This is a genomic window from Oceaniserpentilla sp. 4NH20-0058 (assembly GCF_040371755.1).
Lineage (GTDB): Bacteria > Pseudomonadota > Gammaproteobacteria > Pseudomonadales > Oceanobacteraceae > Bermanella.
Map to the genome: position 1 here is coordinate 1 of NZ_BAABWE010000009.1, position 19,316 is coordinate 19,316.

Annotated in this window: 19 protein-coding genes; 13 read left to right on the top strand and 6 right to left on the bottom strand. The window is 41.1% G+C overall.

Annotation, left to right across the window (positions count from 1 at the left end; all coding sequences use genetic code 11):
• Window positions 1-29: 29 nt before the first annotated feature.
• The 4 genes from msrQ to ilvY form a co-directional block, all read right to left on the bottom strand.
• Complete coding sequence (gene msrQ / locus ABWV45_RS12020; protein WP_353351952.1) at window positions 30-647, bottom strand: protein-methionine-sulfoxide reductase heme-binding subunit MsrQ; 618 nt, start codon at window positions 645-647, stop codon at window positions 30-32.
• Window positions 647-1,615: a protein-methionine-sulfoxide reductase catalytic subunit MsrP gene (gene msrP / locus ABWV45_RS12025; RefSeq protein ID WP_353351953.1), complete on the bottom strand. Its 969-nt coding sequence runs from the start codon at window positions 1,613-1,615 to the stop codon at window positions 647-649. The genes msrQ and msrP overlap by 1 nt, the downstream gene beginning before the upstream one ends.
• Window positions 1,616-1,672: 57 nt before the next feature.
• The gene (gene pssA, locus ABWV45_RS12030) at window positions 1,673-2,470 is read right to left on the bottom strand and encodes a CDP-diacylglycerol--serine O-phosphatidyltransferase (RefSeq protein WP_353351954.1); all 798 of its coding nucleotides are present in this window, start codon (window positions 2,468-2,470) and stop codon (window positions 1,673-1,675) included.
• A gap of 118 nt (window positions 2,471-2,588) precedes the next feature.
• Window positions 2,589-3,479, bottom strand: a complete 891-nt coding sequence (gene ilvY / locus ABWV45_RS12035; protein ID WP_353351955.1) for an HTH-type transcriptional activator IlvY — start codon at window positions 3,477-3,479, stop codon at window positions 2,589-2,591.
• Window positions 3,480-3,791: 312 nt separating this feature from the next.
• Between ilvY and ilvC the strand changes: the two genes are divergently transcribed.
• The 7 genes from ilvC to ABWV45_RS12070 all read left to right on the top strand — a co-directional run bounded on the left by ilvC (window position 3,792) and on the right by ABWV45_RS12070 (window position 11,387).
• Window positions 3,792-5,282 (top strand): ketol-acid reductoisomerase, encoded by a 1,491-nt coding sequence (gene ilvC / locus ABWV45_RS12040; protein ID WP_353351956.1) that lies wholly within the window; start codon window positions 3,792-3,794, stop codon window positions 5,280-5,282.
• An 877-nt stretch (window positions 5,283-6,159) separates the two neighbouring features.
• Window positions 6,160-6,954, top strand: coding sequence for a DUF3450 domain-containing protein (locus ABWV45_RS12045; RefSeq protein ID WP_353351957.1), 795 nt, complete (start codon window positions 6,160-6,162; stop codon window positions 6,952-6,954).
• Window positions 6,954-8,384, top strand: coding sequence for a MotA/TolQ/ExbB proton channel family protein (locus ABWV45_RS12050; protein ID WP_353351958.1), 1,431 nt, complete (start codon window positions 6,954-6,956; stop codon window positions 8,382-8,384). The genes ABWV45_RS12045 and ABWV45_RS12050 overlap by 1 nt, the downstream gene beginning before the upstream one ends.
• Window positions 8,377-8,931 (top strand): MotA/TolQ/ExbB proton channel family protein, encoded by a 555-nt coding sequence (locus ABWV45_RS12055; protein WP_353351959.1) that lies wholly within the window; start codon window positions 8,377-8,379, stop codon window positions 8,929-8,931. The genes ABWV45_RS12050 and ABWV45_RS12055 overlap by 8 nt, the downstream gene beginning before the upstream one ends.
• Complete coding sequence (locus ABWV45_RS12060; RefSeq protein ID WP_353351960.1) at window positions 8,928-9,332, top strand: ExbD/TolR family protein; 405 nt, start codon at window positions 8,928-8,930, stop codon at window positions 9,330-9,332. Before ABWV45_RS12055 ends, ABWV45_RS12060 begins: the two co-directional genes overlap by 4 nt.
• Window positions 9,332-10,018 (top strand): energy transducer TonB, encoded by a 687-nt coding sequence (locus ABWV45_RS12065; protein ID WP_353351961.1) that lies wholly within the window; start codon window positions 9,332-9,334, stop codon window positions 10,016-10,018. Before ABWV45_RS12060 ends, ABWV45_RS12065 begins: the two co-directional genes overlap by 1 nt.
• Window positions 10,019-10,022: 4 nt before the next feature.
• Complete coding sequence (locus tag ABWV45_RS12070; RefSeq protein ID WP_353351962.1) at window positions 10,023-11,387, top strand: tetratricopeptide repeat protein; 1,365 nt, start codon at window positions 10,023-10,025, stop codon at window positions 11,385-11,387.
• A gap of 151 nt (window positions 11,388-11,538) precedes the next feature.
• On the opposite strand, the gene ABWV45_RS12075 is transcribed toward ABWV45_RS12070, so the two are convergent.
• A complete protein-coding gene (locus tag ABWV45_RS12075) occupies window positions 11,539-12,381 on the bottom strand; it encodes a crotonase/enoyl-CoA hydratase family protein (RefSeq protein WP_353351963.1) in 843 nt (280 codons plus the stop codon).
• A gap of 114 nt (window positions 12,382-12,495) precedes the next feature.
• Here ABWV45_RS12075 and ABWV45_RS12080 point away from each other — a divergent pair, with 114 nt between their 5' ends.
• Together ABWV45_RS12080 and ABWV45_RS12085 are read left to right on the top strand one after the other, a co-directional pair.
• Window positions 12,496-13,131, top strand: a complete 636-nt coding sequence (locus tag ABWV45_RS12080; protein ID WP_353351964.1) for a TetR/AcrR family transcriptional regulator — start codon at window positions 12,496-12,498, stop codon at window positions 13,129-13,131.
• 73 nt (window positions 13,132-13,204) lie between these two features.
• On the top strand, window positions 13,205-15,127 hold the full coding sequence (locus ABWV45_RS12085; RefSeq protein WP_353351965.1) for a RecQ family ATP-dependent DNA helicase: 1,923 nt from the start codon (window positions 13,205-13,207) through the stop codon (window positions 15,125-15,127).
• An 89-nt stretch (window positions 15,128-15,216) separates the two neighbouring features.
• Here the strand turns inward: ABWV45_RS12085 and ABWV45_RS12090 are convergent, their stop codons facing one another.
• On the bottom strand, window positions 15,217-15,552 hold the full coding sequence (locus tag ABWV45_RS12090) for an Mpo1-like protein (RefSeq protein ID WP_353351966.1): 336 nt from the start codon (window positions 15,550-15,552) through the stop codon (window positions 15,217-15,219).
• Between the two features lie 225 nt (window positions 15,553-15,777).
• Between ABWV45_RS12090 and ABWV45_RS12095 the strand changes: the two genes are divergently transcribed.
• The 4 genes from ABWV45_RS12095 (at window position 15,778) to ABWV45_RS12110 (ending at window position 19,206) form a co-directional block, all read left to right on the top strand.
• Window positions 15,778-16,299: a cytochrome b gene (locus tag ABWV45_RS12095; RefSeq protein WP_353351967.1), complete on the top strand. Its 522-nt coding sequence runs from the start codon at window positions 15,778-15,780 to the stop codon at window positions 16,297-16,299.
• Window positions 16,300-16,331: 32 nt separating this feature from the next.
• Complete coding sequence (locus tag ABWV45_RS12100; RefSeq protein WP_353351968.1) at window positions 16,332-16,910, top strand: YceI family protein; 579 nt, start codon at window positions 16,332-16,334, stop codon at window positions 16,908-16,910.
• 329 nt (window positions 16,911-17,239) lie between these two features.
• A complete protein-coding gene (locus ABWV45_RS12105; RefSeq protein ID WP_353351969.1) occupies window positions 17,240-18,475 on the top strand; it encodes a multifunctional CCA addition/repair protein in 1,236 nt (411 codons plus the stop codon).
• On the top strand, window positions 18,472-19,206 hold the full coding sequence (locus ABWV45_RS12110) for an SDR family oxidoreductase (RefSeq protein ID WP_353351970.1): 735 nt from the start codon (window positions 18,472-18,474) through the stop codon (window positions 19,204-19,206). The genes ABWV45_RS12105 and ABWV45_RS12110 overlap by 4 nt, the downstream gene beginning before the upstream one ends.
• Window positions 19,207-19,316 lie beyond the last annotated feature (110 nt).

Below are 19,316 nucleotides of genomic sequence, written 5' to 3' on the forward strand. Positions count from 1 at the left end.
GTTTCAAATTCATTTTCACTCGAGGCGTTCTATAGATTAGAAGAGGTTTTAGCTTGTGCAAGCCGGTTAGGCAAAAAACGTAAAATAAATGCAATGGTAATTAATAGTGTCATGCTACTGGCCAATAAGAAGCCCGCGCGAACTTGCCACCACAGGTGAATCAATACAAGTATTGCTACCGGATAAACTAACAGATGTAGTGTTTTCCACTTTTGCTTTAGCCTGCGTTGCCAGCCTTTAGTTGAGGTAATTGCCATGGGCAACATAAGCAAAATGGAAAGCGTGCCTACTAATATATAGGGGCGTTTTTGAATTTCGCTTGCCAGCTCGTGCCACTGAAACCCCAATATCAATGCGATATATGCAAGTAGATGCAGCACGGCGTAAAAAAATGCAGATAGGCCAAGCCGCCTGCGCATCGGTATAAGGTTGAGCGGCGTATATTTTTTAAGATGCCGAGTAGCTAACACTAAAAATAAGAAAGCCATAGCCCATAAACCCAGAGTATGCACAACGGCTTTGGCTGGCTCTGGTCCGTAATAGAAAATATCCCCCGCATATTGTACCTGATAAAAGCCGTACCCAAGCTGGAACATAGGTAAAACTACTAGTCCCCATAGTAGTATGTTCAATGCTTGTTTATTCATTAATAAAATCGCTTCAAGTCCATGCCTTTATACATATAAGCTACTTGCTCACCGTAGCCATTGAACATTTGCGTGGGGATTTTTTTAATATTAAAGAAGCTGGTTGGTAGGCGACGCTCGCTGGCTTGGCTCCATCTTGGATGATCCACCTGCGGGTTAACATTGGCATAGAAGCCATATTCATTGGAGGCGATGTCATTCCATGTGGTGGCTGGCATCTCTTCTACAAAGCGAATTTTGACAATGGATTTAATACTTTTAAAACCATATTTCCATGGCACCACTAAACGAATCGGCGCGCCATTTTGATTAGGTAGGGTTTTGCCATACAAGCCTGTTGCCATAAATGATAATTCATTCATGGCTTCATCCATGCGTAGCCCTTCACGGTACGGCCAATCTATGGTGGAAAATAAGCTACCTTGAGCTTTTAGATTTTTTGGATCGTGAATGGAAATAAACTCAACGTACTTTGCTTTAGAAGTAGGCTTAAATTGCTTAAGCATGTCCGCCAATGAAAACCCAACCCATGGAATCACCATAGACCATGCCTCAACACAACGCAGACGATAGATGCGTTCTTCTAGTTGCTGGTTTTTAATAATATCCTGTAGATCAAATTTACCAGTTTTTTCTGCATGCCCTTCAACTTCTATAGTCCAACCTTCTGTTTTAAGCTGCGCAGCATTGTTGGCAGGATCATCTTTGCCGGTGCCTAACTCATAAAAGTTGTTGTAGGTGGTGACTGCCTCTTCCGGTGTTAAGGAGTCTTGTTTACCGTAAGCGGTTTTGGCGTAGTCGAGTTTTTTAGCCCACAACGAAGGAGACATAGACGCCATTAAGCCACCCGCCAAAGCAAACATACCTTGCTTCATGAATTTACGACGGTCGTTGTATATAGATTCTGGGGTGACATCTGACTCAGTGAGCAGATGGCTTGATTTGAATTCGTGGGGTTTAATGATCATGTCTGGTCTCCTGACAATGGAAGATTAGACCAGACATGCTTAGAAAGTTCGATCTAATTACTGCTTAGCACGTGCAGCTTTACGCTTTTTCAGTTTTCTCAGTATCGTAACCACAGGGCCAGACATACCATAAGCTAAGAAAATCGCTAATAAGATCAATGGAGGATCAATCGCAATGACTGCAAACACACCTACAATTGCAAGCATGGCCACAAATGGTACTTTACCTTTAAGGTCTATGCCTTTAAAGCTGTGATACAGCACGTTACTTACCATTAATATACCGGTCGCACCAACTACCACTGCCATTAAAATAGAAACCTCAGTACCGGTTACGCCGTAATCATTCAAAGCCCAAACGGTCCCAGCGACAATTGCCGCCGCTGCTGGACTGGCTAATCCCGTAAAATAATTTTTATCCGCTTTATCTATTTGAGTATTAAAGCGCGCCAAGCGTAAAGCTGCACCGGCTACATATATAAATGCAGCAATCCAACCTGCTTGTCCTAAAGACTGCAATGACCAACTAAAAGCAACCAGTGCTGGCGCCACACCAAAGCTCACCATATCAGCTAAGGAGTCGTATTCCGCGCCGAATTCGCTTTGAGTATTAGTCATACGGGCCACACGACCGTCTAGACCGTCTAGGATCATGGCAATAAATATAGCAATGGCTGCTTTATCAAAATGTCCGTTCATTGATGCTACAACAGCATAAAAGCCTGAAAACAATGCGCCAGTGGTAAATAAGTTAGGCAGTAAATAAATGCCTTTGCTGCGCAATTTTGTTTTAGCCGCTACGGGCTCTTCTTCTTGATTCAATGAAACGACCTTATTTTCGTCAGCTTGAGACATGCGAGACCTGTTTATTATTAAAAGCATGTGGATTCTACTTGGAATCATCAACGCTTCATAGAGTCATAACTTACCTGAGTCTGGCATCTAATCACATTATAGCTTAAGCAGTGTGCTGTTATTGTTTCAACCAGTCTTCACTTACTTGCCAAAAGGCTTTAACTAAACCGTTATTCATATGTTGATTCACCACGCACAGGCCTACGGAGAATGGCTCTAGCTCTGGCGTGACATTTAGGGTTCTGACTTTTTCAGCGATTGGGCTATTGGTCAGTACAAGTTCGGGCACCACACCCACGCCAAAACCAAGAGCCACCATAGCAACTATGGCCTCATGCCCAGAGACTTGTGCGTATATATTAGGCTTGGCCCCTTGTTGCTTAAACCAACGCTCGACCCTCACACGAGCCAAGCCTTGTTCAGATAAAATCATGGGTACGTTTTGCCAATCCACCTGCTTTTGTGCAAGCGCATCTGCCACAGGCCCAGCTTGATTAGGAACCACAAACGCCAGTGGCACTTGGGTAATTGGCTTAAAAGCTAAGCGGGATGATAGTTGGTCTGGCCTTGCCGCAATGGCAATATCCACCTCGCCATTTAAGGCCATATCTACTGCTTGAGCGGCATCTCCAGTGCGCAGGCGAATATCCACTTTAGGGTGACGCTCACGAAAGACCCTTAATAAGTCGGATAAAAAGCTGTAACTGGCCGTCACCGAACAATACAAACTTAGCTCACCATGTAGCTCACTGGTTTGAGTATTCAATTGCCGTTGAAACTGCTGGTATTGCTCCAGCGTACGCACAGAGAACTCTTTAAACTCCATACCAGCTTGGGTTAAACGCACATCACGGCGGTCCCGTTCAAATAGTTGCTGGCCAATTTCCTCTTCTAAACGCTGCACCACACGGGAAATAGTGGACGCAGATGTATGACACTTTTGTGCCGCATGGCCATAATGCAGGGTTTCAGCCAGCACAAGAAATTGAGATAAGTCTTTGAAATCCATACGTGTACGTACCTATTTCATTAATTAGAAATACATATAGGGTATTATATTGCATTTACTGCAATAAGCTATTTCATATATCGCGTTTTACGCAACAGTGATTTTCACCTACACTGCACGGGATTTTGAATGATTTATCAAATGTAAGTGACTTGAGGAAGCGTAAGCGACGCAGTCATAGCAAGACAAAAAGTGTCGAGGCTTAGGAGTTTACACCGAGTAAATGACTGAGCAGAGGCACTTTTAACGCCGCTAGGACAAGTAAGCTAGCTTATCTCACGTTACAACGCTTATCTAAAGAGGATAACTATTATGTCTCAGAATTATTTTAATACGCTAAATTTACGCGAGCAGTTAGACCAACTTGGTCGTTGTCGTTTCATGGACCGCAGCGAATTCGCTAACGGTTGTGAAGCCCTTAAAGGCAAAAAAGTTGTGATCATTGGTTGTGGTGCACAAGGTCTTAACCAAGGTCTAAACATGCGCGACTCTGGTCTTGATGTTTCTTACGCATTGCGTGAAGCCGCTATCACTGAAAAACGCCAGTCTTGGAAAAACGCCACTGACAACGGTTTCACGGTTGGTACTTATCAAGAATTAGTGCCTACTGCTGACCTAGTATGTAACCTAACTCCTGACAAGCAGCACACTGATGCGGTTACCACTGTTATGCCACTTATGAAACAAGGCGCAACACTTGGTTATTCTCACGGTTTCAACATTGTTGAAGAAGGCATGCAAATCCGTGAAGATTTAACCGTCATCATGGTTGCACCTAAGTGCCCTGGTTCTGAAGTACGTGAAGAATACAAGCGTGGCTTCGGTGTACCAACACTTATGGCTGTTCACCCAGAAAACGACCCTCAAGGCATTGGCCATGAACAAGCTAAAGCTTGGGCGTCTGCTACTGGTGGCGACCGTGCTGGTGTTCTTGAATCTTCTTTCGTTGCAGAAGTTAAATCTGACCTTATGGGCGAGCAAACTATCCTTTGCGGTATGTTGCAAACGGGTGCCATCCTAGGCTACGAAAAAATGGTTGCTGACGGCATCGACGGCCCATATGCCGCTAAACTGATTCAATTCGGTTGGGAAACGGTAACTGAAGCACTAAAAATCGGCGGCATCACTAACATGATGGATCGTCTATCTAACCCAGCTAAAATCAAAGCATTCGATATGGCTGACGATCTTAAAGTGCTAATGCGTCCATTGTTCCGCAAGCACCAAGACGACATCATGACTGGCCACTTCTCTAAAACCATGATGGAAGACTGGGCGAACGATGATGCGAACCTGCTAAAATGGCGTGAAGAAACAGCGGAAACCGGTTTCGAAAAAGAAGCCGCATCTGATGTTGAAATCGACGAGCAAGAGTTTTTCGACAAAGGCATCATGCTTGTTGCTTTGGTTAAAGCAGGCGTTGAGCTTGCATTCGAAACCATGGTTGAATCTGGTATCGTTGAAGAGTCTGCTTATTACGAATCTCTACACGAAACACCACTAATCGCTAACACTATTGCACGTAAGAAACTTTACGAAATGAACGTGGTTATTTCTGACACAGCTGAATACGGTTGTTACTTGTTCTCTCACGCTGCGGTTCCATTGCTACGTGAAGAGTTCATGCCTAACATCACCACTGAAGTGATTGGTAAAGGTCTAAACCTTAAATCTAACTCTGTCGACAACGCGCGTTTAGTTGATGTTAACGAAGAAATTCGTGAGCACCCAGTTGAGTGGGTTGGTCAAGAACTTCGTGGTTACATGACTGACATGAAGCGTATCGTAGAAGCATCTAAATAATTAAAAATTAGATAGCTAATACACAAAAAGCCCAAGCAGAAATGCTGGGCTTTTTTTTGTTTCCCTATGATCAAGAGCAAAGTGGCTACATGACACTATCTGGACAAGCTTGAAACGTATCGTAGAAGCATCTAAATAATTAAAAATTAGATAGCTAATACACAAAAAGCCCAAGCAGAAATGTTTGGGCTTTTTTTGTTTTTAGATGGCGAAGAAACACTGGCTATATGACACTATTTAGACAAGCTTGAAACCCATCGTAGAAGCATCTAAATAATTAAAAATTAGATAGCTAATACACAAAAAGCCCAAGCAGAAATGTTTGGGCTTTTTTTTGTTTTTAGATGGCGAAGAAACACTGGCTATATGACACTATTTAGACAAGCTTGAAACGCACCGTAGAAGCATCTAAATAATTAAAAATTAGATAGCTAATACACAAAAAGCCCAAGCAGAAATGTTTGGGCTTTTTTTGTTTTTAGATGGCGAAGAAACACTGGCTATATGACACTATTTAGACAAGCTTGAAACGCACCGTAGAAGCATCTAAATAATTAAAAATTAGATAGCTAATACCCAGAAAGCCCAAGCAGAAATGCTGGGCTTTTTTTGTTTTCCTATTGGCTTTTATTTAAACACCTACATATTAATTTAAGCCAATTTACGCCAAGTTCACTTCTTTAGCCTTTTCCTACATGTTTCTAGATTTGAAAACATATACTATTTGGCATAACCAAATCAAATATCAACAGCATCATCAGGTATGCCAGTAATCAAAACCTGTAAACGCCTTTGACTGTATACATATACTAGAAATTACGTAAATCACTGACTAACACAGCTCAAATCAAAAATAACACCGAGCTAAAGGATTGATATGCAAATCATAACGCCACTGTGCTTTATCATAACTCTATTCACCATGGCTTCTGCTCATGGGGAGGCAGGCCAATTAAAACAAAGTTTAGAGGTAGCAGAAAAAACCCAGAAAATGGGACAACACAGCCAGAAAATCGTCAATAAACTAGCCAATCAACAGCAACAGTTACTAGAAAAATACCAAAAGCTATTACGTACTACGGAATATCAAAAAGAATACAATCAAGAGCTCCGTATATTAAAAGAAGAACAAAAAGAAAACATTGCGATACTCCAACAGAAAATTGAAGATGTTAAGTGGACCAAACAGCAAATATTGCCCTTGTTACGTGAGATGACTAAAACACTAGAACAATTCATTCGATTAGACCTGCCATTTCACAGAGAAAACCGCTTGCTAGGCGTTAATGAATTAAAAACTTTATTAAGCCGAAGCAGTATTACCGTCACAGAAAAATTTCGGCGGGTTATGGCTTTTTATCAAGCAGAAAATGATTACAACTATGACCTTGAGGTCTATCGAGACAATGTCGAATTAAACTCCGAGTTGCTTTCAGTGCAAATACTGCGTGTAGGTAGAAATGCTCTATATGTGCAAACCCTTGATAGAAAATTAAGTGCCATATGGAATAAACATTCACAAGAATGGCAAATACTGAGCAATGAGTTCAACCGACCTATCCAGCAAGCCATGAGGGTAGCTGGGAAAAAAACAGCGCCTAATTTATTGACTCTCCCCTATCTAACAATGCTTGATCAGCCATCACTAGAATCAAATAAAGGAGCGAAATAATGTTACGTTATTTAACTCGGTATACTGCTCTTTGTCTTGTATTCATGGTGGCTCATAGTGTTTATGGGGATATCTTAGAAGACAACAAAATTAAAACTTTAGATGAACTGTTAATAACCACACAGGAGCATCAAAAGAAAGAACAAATACTCTATAAAGAACGAGAATCTCGTTTCTTAGAAGAGAAAAAGCAACAACAAAAACTAGTCGATGTGGCTGAAGGCGAATGGAACAAACAGCAAGCTATTGGTAACCCCCTATTAAAAGAAACACAAAAACAGAAAAAAACACTAGATAAGCTTCAAAAAGAACTAGACAAACATGTCAATGAATTAGGTGATATTCATAGTTTATATAATCAATTTAGTGGCGATTTCATTGCACGCCTTCAAGACTCGCTAGTCCACGCACAAATGCCTGATCGTCAAAATGCCTTCACTATATTACAAGAGAATCAATCACTCGCTAGCATAAAAGACATGAGAGAGTTATGGCTTTGGGTTGTAGCAGAAATGACACAAGCCGGAAAAAATACAACATTTCAAGCCACTGTTGTAACCCCAGAAGGTAAAAGTAATCAGCAAGAAGTCATTCGCATGGGTACATTCAGTGCCTTCTCTGAAGGGCACTTTTTGCGATTCATACCTCAAAATCAAGAGCTACTGGTCATAGGTGATCAGCCAAGTGAACACAGCATAATGAATACTTTTAGTTTGCAGGCGCTAAGCAACGAAGATAACAAGCAAAGCGCTGAGCCAGTTTTAAGTGTTATTGACCCTACTCGAGGTGAATTACTCGCACTTCTTGGGCAAAGCCCAAGTTTGTATGAACGCTTATTACAAGGCAAAGAAGTTGGTTACTCTATTGTTATTCTAGGCGTTATCGGATTTTTAATTATTCTATATCGTTTAGCTTTCCTGAGTATCGTTTGGAAAAAAACCAAGCAACAACTTAAAAATCTAAAACAACCATCCAATGACAACCCATTGGGCCGCATATTTTTACAAGTTCAAAGTATGACACCAAAGCAGCGTCAAGATGATGAAAACCTGCAAATCATATTAGATGAAGCCATTATCAAAGAGCTGCCAAAGTTAGAACAAGGTCATAGTTTAATTAAATTATTATCTGCCATTGCTCCCTTGCTTGGACTACTTGGTACCGTTATCGGAATGATTGCTACTTTCCAAAGTATCAGTTTATTTGGTAGTGGCGACCCCAAGTTAATGGCGTCCGGTATTTCCCAAGCTCTAGTCACAACAGTCTTAGGGTTACTGGTTGCTATACCTTTATTGCTAGGCCACAACGCGCTTGTTTCATTTAGTAAAATATTATTACAAATCCTTGATGAACAAAGTGCCGGAATATTAGCAAGAGAACGAGAGTCATCCGAATCAATCAGCGAAGAAAAGCAGAAAAATAATGCTTAACGAATCGATGATAGCGCTATTTCAACAATTCTTTGATCAAGGTGGGAAAGTCATTCCTGCCTTGTTTGTGCTTGCGCTTATTTTGTGGTCACTCATTATTGAGCGCTTTTATTTTATTAAAGTCACGTATCCAAAACTATCACAACGTCAAATTGATCACTGGTCACAAAGAAAGGATAAAAGATCTTGGAATGCTCATAAGATTCGAGAGCTACTTATTTCAAAAAATAATGCTCGATTAAATCTCTGGTTATCCAGTATAAGAGTGTTAATTGCTATTTGTCCGCTATTAGGCTTACTCGGAACGGTCAGTGGTATGGTAGCGGTATTTGATGTTATTGCAGTTACCGGCAACAGTGATGCAAAAGCCATGAGTGCCGGTATATATAAGGCCACCCTTCCTACTATGGTCGGTTTATGTTTAGCATTATCCGCATTGTATTTCAGCCATAGCATCAAGCAATTAGTTCTAAAATATAGTGCGCAATTTGAAGATAGATTAACTATTAGATCAAATATACACCAGCATCCTCAGGGGGTTTTATGACCACTCGCCGCCATCAAGTTCAGCAAGATGATAGTGAATTAGATATTACACCTATGCTGGATATAGTATTTATCATGTTGATCTTTTTTATTGTTACGACGTCTTTTGTGAAAGAGTCTGGTATTGAGGTTAATTCACCTTCCGCAGCCACATCTGTCAATCAAGATAAGGCCAGCATACTCATTGCAATTAACGAAAATTCTGAAGTTTGGATAGATAAACGACAAGTAGATATCACCACAGTACGAGCGATCATTGCACGACTTCATACTAGTAATCCAGAAGGCTCCGTTGTAATACAAGCTGATAAGCTTGTATCTGCCGATCAACTTATGACTGTCATGGATCAAGTTAGGCAAGCAGGTGTTCTTAATATTGCTCTGGCAGCGCAGAAAAAATAATGCGTATATTACTCTCCTTCTTCATATCTGCTTTTATCGTCGTGTCATTATTTTATATGATCATTGGTTTGATTCATCAAGATACTCCCCCTCTAGAAATGGAGGAGAAAATAGTACAAGTAAATATTGAAAACGTGAAAAAAGAAGCGCCAGAGCAAGAAGCCAAATCTAGAAAAAAGAAAATAAACGAACCAGATCCTAACTTAATACATAAAATTCAACCAACTATCAATCATGATTTAAATAACCTAAATCAACCATTAATTAATATGAGCATGACACCAACGGAGTTTAAATTTAAATCTAGCAATATTCCTAAGCTACAAGAAAACTGGATTCAACCTACCGCGCCCTCACAAATAGATGCACAAGCATTGGGAGAGCAAATCGGCAGCAAACCCAAAACATTGCGAAAAATTACTCCAATGACGACACGTAAACCGCAAATACCAAAAATTGCATGGGAAAATAAAATAAATGGTTGGGTAACGGTATCGATTGAAGTCACACCTTCAGGTTTTACAGAAAATATACAGGTCATAGACGCATCTCCTAGAGGGGTTTTTGAAGATGAAGCTGTAGCCACCGTAAAACATTGGCGGTATCAATCACAAGACGGAGAAAACCGTAAGCTATTACAAAAAATAGAATTTCAATGGAAAGATTACCCATATAACTGGGAATAAACTTATGATGATACCTTCTTGTGCCCCCTTATTATTTAAATTACTTATGGTTCTAGCCCTTTTTAATATTGGTAATGGTTACGCTGAACAATATAAAAGCTTCCAATTAGTTGCTCCAAAAGGAAAGACAACAAAGGAAGTAAAAAAAACCATTTCAGAATTAGAAAAAGAGCTTAATACACTCAAAGATGAATACACCCGTGACAGTACCACCCGTTTTCTGGCCCGTCACTACGCTCAATTAAATGGCGAAGGTAATATTGAAAAGGCGCTGATTTATTACAATCAAGCACTTTCAGGAAATGGCTTATCCAACATTGCTAAACAAGAAATGTTAATTGAAATTATTGATATTCAATACTTTTTAAATGAATACGCTTTGGTTAAGCAATTCATCAAACAGTTTCAAGATTATGGAGGGAAACTCTCCATTGATCTTCAATTAAAATTAGCCTTTAGCCAATACCATTTAAAACAACCCCAAGCTGCCCTTTTAACAGCTGAAAAATTATATGATTTTGTCACTACAACAATATTTAATCATGCCATTGACCCTTACGTTTATCCAAAATTAGATATGAGTACTAGCCAACTCACCCAGCTTCTGTTCATTTTCTTTGAGAATAAGCGCTACAACACAAGTATTGAATTACAAACTATCATTTTAGAAAGTGACCATTTGGACGCTGATCACTGGATACGGCTTAGTCAAATTTACTTAGTTGATGGTCAGTCAGAAAAAGCAGCTAACACGTTATTATTAGCTGCACAAAAAGGCATAGAACTGAATAAAGACCATATATTATTACTCAGTGATTTAATGGTAAAAAATAACAACCCATATATTGCCGCTCGTTTTCTTAAACAAATGATCAATGAGTTTCATATAACAGCCGAATTCACCCACTACGAAAAATTATTTTCATACTGGTATCTTGCCCATGAGATAGACAAGGCCATTGAAGTAGCCAACATTATGGTTAAGCTACTTCCAAGTATTGATCGACGACTTGATATCGCAGAATTATATTATCAAACGCGAAGTTGGAATCTGATGAAAACCACTATTTTAGAAGCCTGTGATATTGGCTTAGGTGGCCAGCATGTGGGTCGAGCCAACTACCTATTAGGAATAAGCGAATTAAAACTGAATAATATTGAGGATGCTGCACGAGCTTTTAACAATGCATCACTAATTGGAGGGTATGCTACAGAAGCCTCTCGGTATTTAGACTATATAAATGTAAAAAACAAATCCCATAGCTCCACCTATGGTAACAGCTATAGGCAAAAGCATGAAGGACCGTGTGGCGAAGAAGATAGCGAAACTCGCGGAGCGCCCAACATAAACATAAGTGATTACAATTAATACTTGCTCAGGCTACTCACTGCGTAAGGCTTTGTTTTAACTTTATTATAGGTAATGGTTAGGCGGCCAAAATACTAGGCTCATGAAAAAACACGACTTTTAAGCCGTGTTTTTTCAGCACATCGAAGCAATTTTCAATTAACGCCTCATCTTAGTTTTCAAATAAACCTTTCACCGGCCAAATATTTTCAAACTCTGCTTGGGATTTAGTCGCTTTTGCGGCAAAGGTTTTCATCATATCGTTAGGGCGAAACATACCCGCTTGCCAGGTAGCCATATATTTCAAGCTGTCTTCGACAGAATGATCCCGAGAGTAATTAAGCATTTCTTTACAACCTACAACCGCCAGCGGCGAGTTTTGAGCAATAGACTGAGCAATGGCCATCACCCCTTCTAGCAGAGCCTCATGGCTTTCGAATACTTGATTCACAAAACCCAACTCTTTAGCCTCTTGGGCAGAGAAATTACGCCCAGTATAGGCCAGCTCCCGCACAACCCCTTGAGGTAACAACTTGGGTAAACGCTGTAATGTGCCCACGTCGGCGGTCATGCCTAGTTCTGTTTCTTTTATTGTAAAATATGCATCTTGAGAGCAATAACGACTATCGCTGGCGCACACCATATCTAACGCGCCGCCGATACAGCCACCTTGAATGGCGGTTAATACTGGAATTCGCACTTCTTCCAAAGCACTTAACGATGCCTGTAACTGCATTACAACCCGTCGAAGGTTTTCCCCCATACGACCGGGGTCCCCTGTCATGGGAGTTGATTTAGGATCACTGAACACACTTAAGTCCATACCTGCACTGAAGTGTTTACCTTTTGAAGAAATAACAATAACCCTTGCTTCACCTTGAGCATCTAAGGCCTTTACGCATTGAGGTAACTCTAGCCAGAAATCCATATTCATAGCATTTAACGACTCAGGGCGGTTCATTATTACATGGGCTATATGGTTACTTACTTCTACGCTAAAGCTTTTAAACTGCATATTTCAACCCTATTTTGTGGCTTAATATTAAATAGACAACGTCAAGATAAGCATTTATATAGACAGCGTCAAGATATGGTTTAGACTGCAATAAAACACCACCACGAACTGGCTATGTCACAAACACCTCCTATCGACTCACTGGAAACCAGTGCCAACCAGCCATACCACCATGGCAACCTACGCTTGGCGTTGATCAATGCCAGCGTGGATATTATTCGGGCACAGGGTGTGGCTGGATTATCGCTTAGAAAGCTGGCCGACGCGGTGGGAGTTTCACGTACGGCGCCGTATCATCATTTTAAAGACAAAGACGCTTTATTAGCGGCGGTGGCCAGTGAAGGGTTTAGTGTATTGCACAAATTGCTTGACCAAGTTTCTATTGAACCAAATGACCCACTGAATAAAATTTTAGAACGCTCAGTAATGGATTACTTAAACTTTGCCATAAAACACCCCACAGAATACGAACTCATGTTTGGAGCCGCCCTTTGGCAAGACAAGCAACAAGCAGAGTTTCAGCGCACTGCAAAAGATTGCTTTCGCCAATACGTGATTTTATTTGAAAAACTGCAAAGCAGCTCGAAAATTAACACTCAAGAGTCCCCATTACGCCTAGCGCAAATCACTTGGGCAACTCTTCATGGTTTAGCTCGCCTAGCCAGCGATGGCGTATTCGCCCAAAAAGAAGACATCCACAGTATTGCACAAACGGCCATTTCTCAATTAGTCATTACCCTACGGGTCTGATATCACTCAGCATTGATGAACTATTGTTTTTAAACTGGCATAGTATTGTCACATTAATTTTCATCTGAGTCCTATGGATCATTTAAGCACCTCTTTACAACAATATTTTGGCTTTGATCAATTTCGTAGTGGACAGCAGCAGACTATTTCTCAACTGCTCAATGGCCATAGTTCTTTGGCTATATTTCCTACGGGCTCGGGCAAGTCGCTGTGTTATCAATTTACCGCATTACAACTGCCTGAATTAACCTTAGTGGTATCCCCATTACTAGCGTTGATGAAAGATCAAATCGAATTTTTACGCAGTAAAAATATCCCGTCAGCCAGCTTAGACTCAAGCCTAAGCAGTGATGAGTATCGCCAAGTCATTCAAGATGTACGAAATAAAAAAGTAAAGATTTTAATGATCAGCGTTGAACGCTTTAAAAACGAGCGTTTTCGCGACTTCATACAAACCATTCCTATCTCTATGTTAGTAGTGGATGAAGCTCACTGTATCTCGGAATGGGGGCACAATTTTAGACCCGATTATTTAAAGCTTCCCCAATACAAACAGGCATTAAATATTCCACTCACACTTTTATTAACTGCCACTGCCACAAAAAAAGTAAAGCACGACATGGCCGTCAAGTTTCATATTCAGCCGGAGAACATCGTACAAACCGGCTTTTATCGCGCCAACTTAGACCTCAGTGTTTTACCTGTTAGTAACGATCAAAAAAATACAATGCTAATTAAAAGCATCCAACAGCAACAGGGTGCCGGCATTGTGTATGTGACGTTACAACACACCGCCGAAATAGTAGCCGCCTATTTACAGCAATCTGGTATCAATGCAGTGGCGTATCATGCAGGCTTTGATAGCAACAAACGACAGGCTATTCAAAATGACTTCATGACTGGCAAGATACAAGTAATAGTCGCCACCATCGCTTTTGGTATGGGCATAGATAAAAGCGATATCCGCTTTGTTATTCACTACGACTTACCTAAATCCATTGAAAACTACAGCCAAGAAATTGGCCGCGCTGGCCGCGACGGGGAAAACTCCAACTGCATCACCCTCGCAAACTTAGACGGATTAAATACCGTTGAAAACTTTGTATACGCAGACACTCCCGAGCATAAAGATATTGAAACCCTCATCAGTCATATACTACAAGCCCAAAACAAGGGGCAATGGGAAATGCAAATCCTTGCGTTATCCAAGTTATGTAATATTCGAGCGTTGCCGTTAAAAACCTTATTGGTTCAACTAGAAATACAAGACGCCATAACCCCTGCCTATAGTTACTACGCTGAATATCGCTTTAAGCTTTTACAAGACAAACAAGCAGTAATAAATCAATTTGATCCTCGTCGCCAAGTATTTTTACAAAACATATTTGAGCACACCAAATTTAATAAAATTTGGGCCGTACCAGATATTCAAGCCTGTTACGAAAAAAGCCAACTAGAACGAGCAAAAGTATTAGCCGCATTAGAATACTTGCACGATCAACACCTCATAGAACTCGAAAGCAAACAAATGACAGAGGTATACAAAATCAACCAAGCAGCCCTTGCTCAACCGGATCTAATCGACGCTTTGTATCGTTACTTTAAAGACAGTGAACAAAAAGAAGTTAAGCGCATTGCCGCCTTGGTACGTTTTTTTGAACTGGATAAATGTTTAAGCAGCATGCTAGCTAAATACTTTGATGACCAACATGCTCCTGAACATTGCGGGCACTGCTCGGTATGTCGTGGCCAAGTGGCTAAACTCAGTTACTCCCAAGCACCTATTGCCCCTCAACAAGCTGACATTCAGCTGGCACTGGAAGCACTCAGTACAAGATTACAAGAACACGATTTTGAACCCCCAAGCCTAGATGCAAAAACACGCTTTTTGGCAGGTATGAGCACACCACGGCTTACGCAAATAAAAGCCAAAAGCATTCAAGGTTACGGAATATGTGAACAACTTAGATATGAAGAGATAAAAAGCCTGATTTAAAGACCCCATAAGATTATCCCAAAGCGAGACAATCTTATATAAAAGACGGATTATGAAAGAGCCTTCTTATTAAAGGCATGTCACTCCGACTATTTAACTGGGGTTTTATAAAAGTGCTCTTTTGGTAAGGTTCCTGTAACCCCTTGTACCAACATAACCCAATCCGCCAGAAAGCTATACAAGGGGTATTTAAACGTCGCCGGTTTATTATGCTCATAAAAAAAGTGCCCAACCCACGCAAATCCATATCCAATAACTGGCAACAACCAAAGCAAGCCATACTGAGACGTGGCAAAGGTATAAGCCATTATGCACAAAACCAACGAGCTACCAATATAATGCAAAACACGGCACACCTTATTACTGTGCTGTGATAGATAAAATGGATAAAACGCTTTAAAACTGGTGAACCGTTGCTCGCCCATACTACCCTCTCAATGATCTTCTAGGTACTACATCATTATGGACTACTGAGAGTAAATTCCATTTGCATTTTAGGACGTCAGGTTCACCTTCAGGGACAACTCAAGTGGGGTTTTCTGAACCATTGATCGAAATTATAGATATAAACTAGCAAAAATTTACGATTTTTTATCGATAGGTTTGAGGTTAACCTACATACTCGAGAAAGTTAATTAACTGGGTACCCTATGCAAACATACCTTTCATCACAAAAAGTCCTACATTGGATAAGCGCCCTGCTCATTTTGGGCTTATTTGGCTTAGGTGTTTGGATGCGCACATTAGGTTATTACGACTCTTGGTACCAAATCGCGCCACATTGGCATAAGCAAATAGGCATTTTACTTTTGTTAATAATGGTGACTCGCCTTGTTTGGCGCATTATAAAGGGAACCCCTTCGCCACTTCCCACTCATAAACCTTGGGAAGTGAACCTAGGCCATGCCATTCACACCGGATTGTACTTGGGAATCTTCATTATCATGGTAAGCGGCTATTTAATTGCCACCGCCGATAATCGAGGCATTGAAGTACTCAATGTTCTCACATTACCTGTATTGTTCACCCCTTTTGAGGGCCAAGAAGACATAGCAGGAGACATCCATGAATGGGGCGCATATCTACTAATGGCCATGGTCGCATTACACGTATTGGGTGCAATCAAACATCACGTAATAGACAAAGACACCACCTTAAAACGCATGCTTTAACTAACAACAAACTTAAACAAGAGGAAACAACCATGAAAAGCACCATCAAAGCACTAGGCGCAGGCCTTATTTTATCACTTAGCTCACAAGCATTTTCCGCTGAGAACTACGTAATTGACACAAAAGGCATGCACGCCTTTATTGAATTTAAAATCAAACACCTTGGTTACAGCTGGTTAAAAGGTCGTTTTAATGATTTTAAAGGCGACTTCACCTTCGATGAAAAAAATCCAGCCAAATCCAGCATTAATGTAACCATTAAAACCACCAGTGTGGATTCAAACCATGCCGAGCGTGACAAGCACTTACGCAGCCCTGACTTCTTAAACGTAAGCAAGTACCCAACTGCTACCTTCAAAAGCACAAAAGTTGTCAGCACAGAAAAAGGCGAAGCGAAAATCCATGGTGATTTCACCCTAAACGGTGTGACCAAAAACATCGTGATTGAAGCACAAGAAATTGGTGCCGGTAACGACCCTTGGGGCGGTTTCCGTCGTGGCTTTGAAGGCACTACTGAAATTGCATTAAAAGACTACAACATTAACTTTAACCTTGGGCCAGCGTCTGAGAAAGTTGAATTAATTTTGAATATTGAAGGTGTACGCAAGTAAGCGTTTATCTTTAATATGGCTCCAAAGGACAGCTTAGGCTGTCCTTTTTTTGCTCTTCATTTTTTAATGGGCAAGTAAGAGTACAATAGATCAACTCATGTAGACCTACCCTGTAGTCGCTAACTGAGAACAAGCCTACTTTTTTGATCCTCAGGTAACGACTCAAACCCTTGTTTATTACCTTCAAACCACGTTTATTGATTAAGCTATTAATGAAAAGCAATGTCTTCAGGGCCTTTTTTATACTAACAGGCAAATTCTCATGGGCACATCTCTGAATCCCAACCTATTTCGTATACACTAAACAAAAATTTAACATTGAATGGCCAATGAACATTTATTTAGTTGGTGGAGCGGTTAGAGATCGCATCCTAAATATTACAAGCAAAGACAATGATTGGGTCGTCGTAGGCGCCACCCCAGAAGAGCTCATTGATGCTGGTTACAAACAAGTAGGCGCTGACTTCCCTGTTTTTTTACACCCAAAAACCCAAGAAGAATACGCCCTTGCCAGAACCGAACGAAAGTCAGGCCATGGTTATCAAGGCTTTAGTGTGGATTTTGGTAAAAACGTGACCTTAGAAGAAGACTTAATCCGTCGCGACCTAACCATCAATGCCATGGCACAAGATGAAAACGGTAATATCATTGACCCTTTTAATGGTCAACAAGACATTCAAAATAAAATCCTACGTCATGTCAGCCATGCATTTTGTGAAGACCCTTTACGCGTACTTCGTGTGGCTCGTTTTGCAGCCCGCTTCCATCATTTAGGGTTTCGCATTGCAGATGAAACCATCTCACTTATGCAACACATTAGCGCGTCAGGAGAGTTAAAACACCTAACTGCAGAGCGAGTTTGGGTAGAAACACAACGGGCGCTGCATGAAAAAAGCCCTTGGGTGTATTTTGATACCCTCAAAAAGTGCCAAGGCTTAAAAGATACCTTTACTGAATTAGATGAGTTATTTGGGATACCTCAACCGGAAAAGCATCACCCTGAAATCGACACAGGACTACATAGCTTGTTATCCCTAGAACAAGCCAGCTTATTAAGTCATGAGGGTGATGTGCGCTTTGCCGCGCTCATGCATGACCTTGGCAAAGGGAAAACCAACCCAGAAAAATGGCCACAGCATATTGCCCACGAAACCTTAGGTTTAAAACCCATAAAAGCTATGTGCAAACGCTTGCGTGTACCAAACGCCTACAAAGAGCTCACCTTAAAAACCTGTGAGTACCATACTCACATACATCGCGCCTTTGAGTTAAAAGCCAGCACGATATTAAAAGTACTTAAACAATGCGATGCCATTCGAAAGCCTGAACGTTTTGCCAAGCTACTATTAGCATGCGAAGCCGATGCCCATGGTCGTACTGGTTTGGAAAACACGCCATATCCGCAAGCCCCCTTCATGCAACGCATGCTAGATGCCTGTAATCAAGTGAATAACCAAGATATTGTCGCCACAGGTGTCACAGGCCCAGAACTTGGCCAAGCCATTGAGCAAGCCCGTCTTAAAGCAATTGCCAAACAAAAAGAATTAGAGAAACAGTCATCATGAACAAAACCGTTTTAATTACTGGCGGTGCGCAACGCATCGGAGCGGCCATTGCACGCCTATTGCATGGCAATGGTTACGATATATTTCTGCATTTTGGGCAAAGCAAACAAGCGGCATTGAAATTACAAAATGAACTCAACGCAATCCGTGATCAATCGTGCATGTTATTCAGTGCCGACCTAACCGATGAAAACAGCCCAATTATATTAGAAGAATGGTTCAGCGGATTTCACCGCCCCCTTGATGTATTGGTCAATAATGCTTCTCAGTTCTTTCCAACCCCATGGCAAAATGCATCACCGCAAGACTGGCAAACCATTTTCACCAGTAACGTACAAACCCCGTTTTTTTTGATTCAAAAAATGCTGCCATTTCTAACTCATGTGAATGGTCAGGTGATCAACCTAATCGATATTCATGCCGAGCGCACCTTAGAGCAGCACCCTATTTACAGTGCCAGTAAAGCCGCCCTAAAGAACCTAACCTTGTCATTAGCCAAAGACGAGGGCTATCGCATTCGCTGTAATGGCATCAGTCCTGGCGCCATTCTTTGGCCCGATCAAGAAGAAAACATGAGCGAAGACGCCAAGAAAAAGGTTTTAGATAAAGTCCCCATGAAGCGACTAGGGAATGTAGAAAATATCGCCGATACCGTCTTATTTTTATGTAATAACGATTACATCAACGGGCAGATTATTAATGTGGATGGTGGCAGGACGGTATATAGCTAATATGGGAGACGGGAGACGGGAGACGGGAGACGGGAGACGCAGCTAAAGACTCCGCTTCATTGATGTCAATTTTTAAACCTGTGTTTCGTCATCCATGTATTAAGGTGCTA

Bases quoted from the DNA above. Each gene is read 5' to 3' on its own strand.
- msrQ (WP_353351952.1), bottom strand. From the start codon at position 647: ATGAATAAACAAGCATTGAACATACTACTATGGGGACTAGTAGTTTTA.
- ABWV45_RS12105 (WP_353351969.1), top strand. From the start codon at position 17,240: ATGAACATTTATTTAGTTGGTGGAGCGGTTAGAGATCGCATCCTAAAT.
- ABWV45_RS12080 (WP_353351964.1), top strand. From the start codon at position 12,496: ATGTCACAAACACCTCCTATCGACTCACTGGAAACCAGTGCCAACCAG.
- ABWV45_RS12110 (WP_353351970.1), top strand. From the start codon at position 18,472: ATGAACAAAACCGTTTTAATTACTGGCGGTGCGCAACGCATCGGAGCG.
- ABWV45_RS12050 (WP_353351958.1), top strand. From the start codon at position 6,954: ATGTTACGTTATTTAACTCGGTATACTGCTCTTTGTCTTGTATTCATG.
- ABWV45_RS12045 (WP_353351957.1), top strand. From the start codon at position 6,160: ATGCAAATCATAACGCCACTGTGCTTTATCATAACTCTATTCACCATG.
- msrP (WP_353351953.1), bottom strand. From the start codon at position 1,615: ATGATCATTAAACCCCACGAATTCAAATCAAGCCATCTGCTCACTGAG.
- ABWV45_RS12100 (WP_353351968.1), top strand. From the start codon at position 16,332: ATGAAAAGCACCATCAAAGCACTAGGCGCAGGCCTTATTTTATCACTT.
- ABWV45_RS12085 (WP_353351965.1), top strand. From the start codon at position 13,205: ATGGATCATTTAAGCACCTCTTTACAACAATATTTTGGCTTTGATCAA.
- ABWV45_RS12090 (WP_353351966.1), bottom strand. From the start codon at position 15,552: ATGGGCGAGCAACGGTTCACCAGTTTTAAAGCGTTTTATCCATTTTAT.
- ABWV45_RS12055 (WP_353351959.1), top strand. From the start codon at position 8,377: ATGCTTAACGAATCGATGATAGCGCTATTTCAACAATTCTTTGATCAA.
- ilvC (WP_353351956.1), top strand. From the start codon at position 3,792: ATGTCTCAGAATTATTTTAATACGCTAAATTTACGCGAGCAGTTAGAC.
- ilvY (WP_353351955.1), bottom strand. From the start codon at position 3,479: ATGGATTTCAAAGACTTATCTCAATTTCTTGTGCTGGCTGAAACCCTG.
- ABWV45_RS12070 (WP_353351962.1), top strand. From the start codon at position 10,023: ATGATGATACCTTCTTGTGCCCCCTTATTATTTAAATTACTTATGGTT.
- ABWV45_RS12065 (WP_353351961.1), top strand. From the start codon at position 9,332: ATGCGTATATTACTCTCCTTCTTCATATCTGCTTTTATCGTCGTGTCA.
- ABWV45_RS12075 (WP_353351963.1), bottom strand. From the start codon at position 12,381: ATGCAGTTTAAAAGCTTTAGCGTAGAAGTAAGTAACCATATAGCCCAT.
- ABWV45_RS12060 (WP_353351960.1), top strand. From the start codon at position 8,928: ATGACCACTCGCCGCCATCAAGTTCAGCAAGATGATAGTGAATTAGAT.
- ABWV45_RS12095 (WP_353351967.1), top strand. From the start codon at position 15,778: ATGCAAACATACCTTTCATCACAAAAAGTCCTACATTGGATAAGCGCC.
- pssA (WP_353351954.1), bottom strand. From the start codon at position 2,470: ATGTCTCAAGCTGACGAAAATAAGGTCGTTTCATTGAATCAAGAAGAA.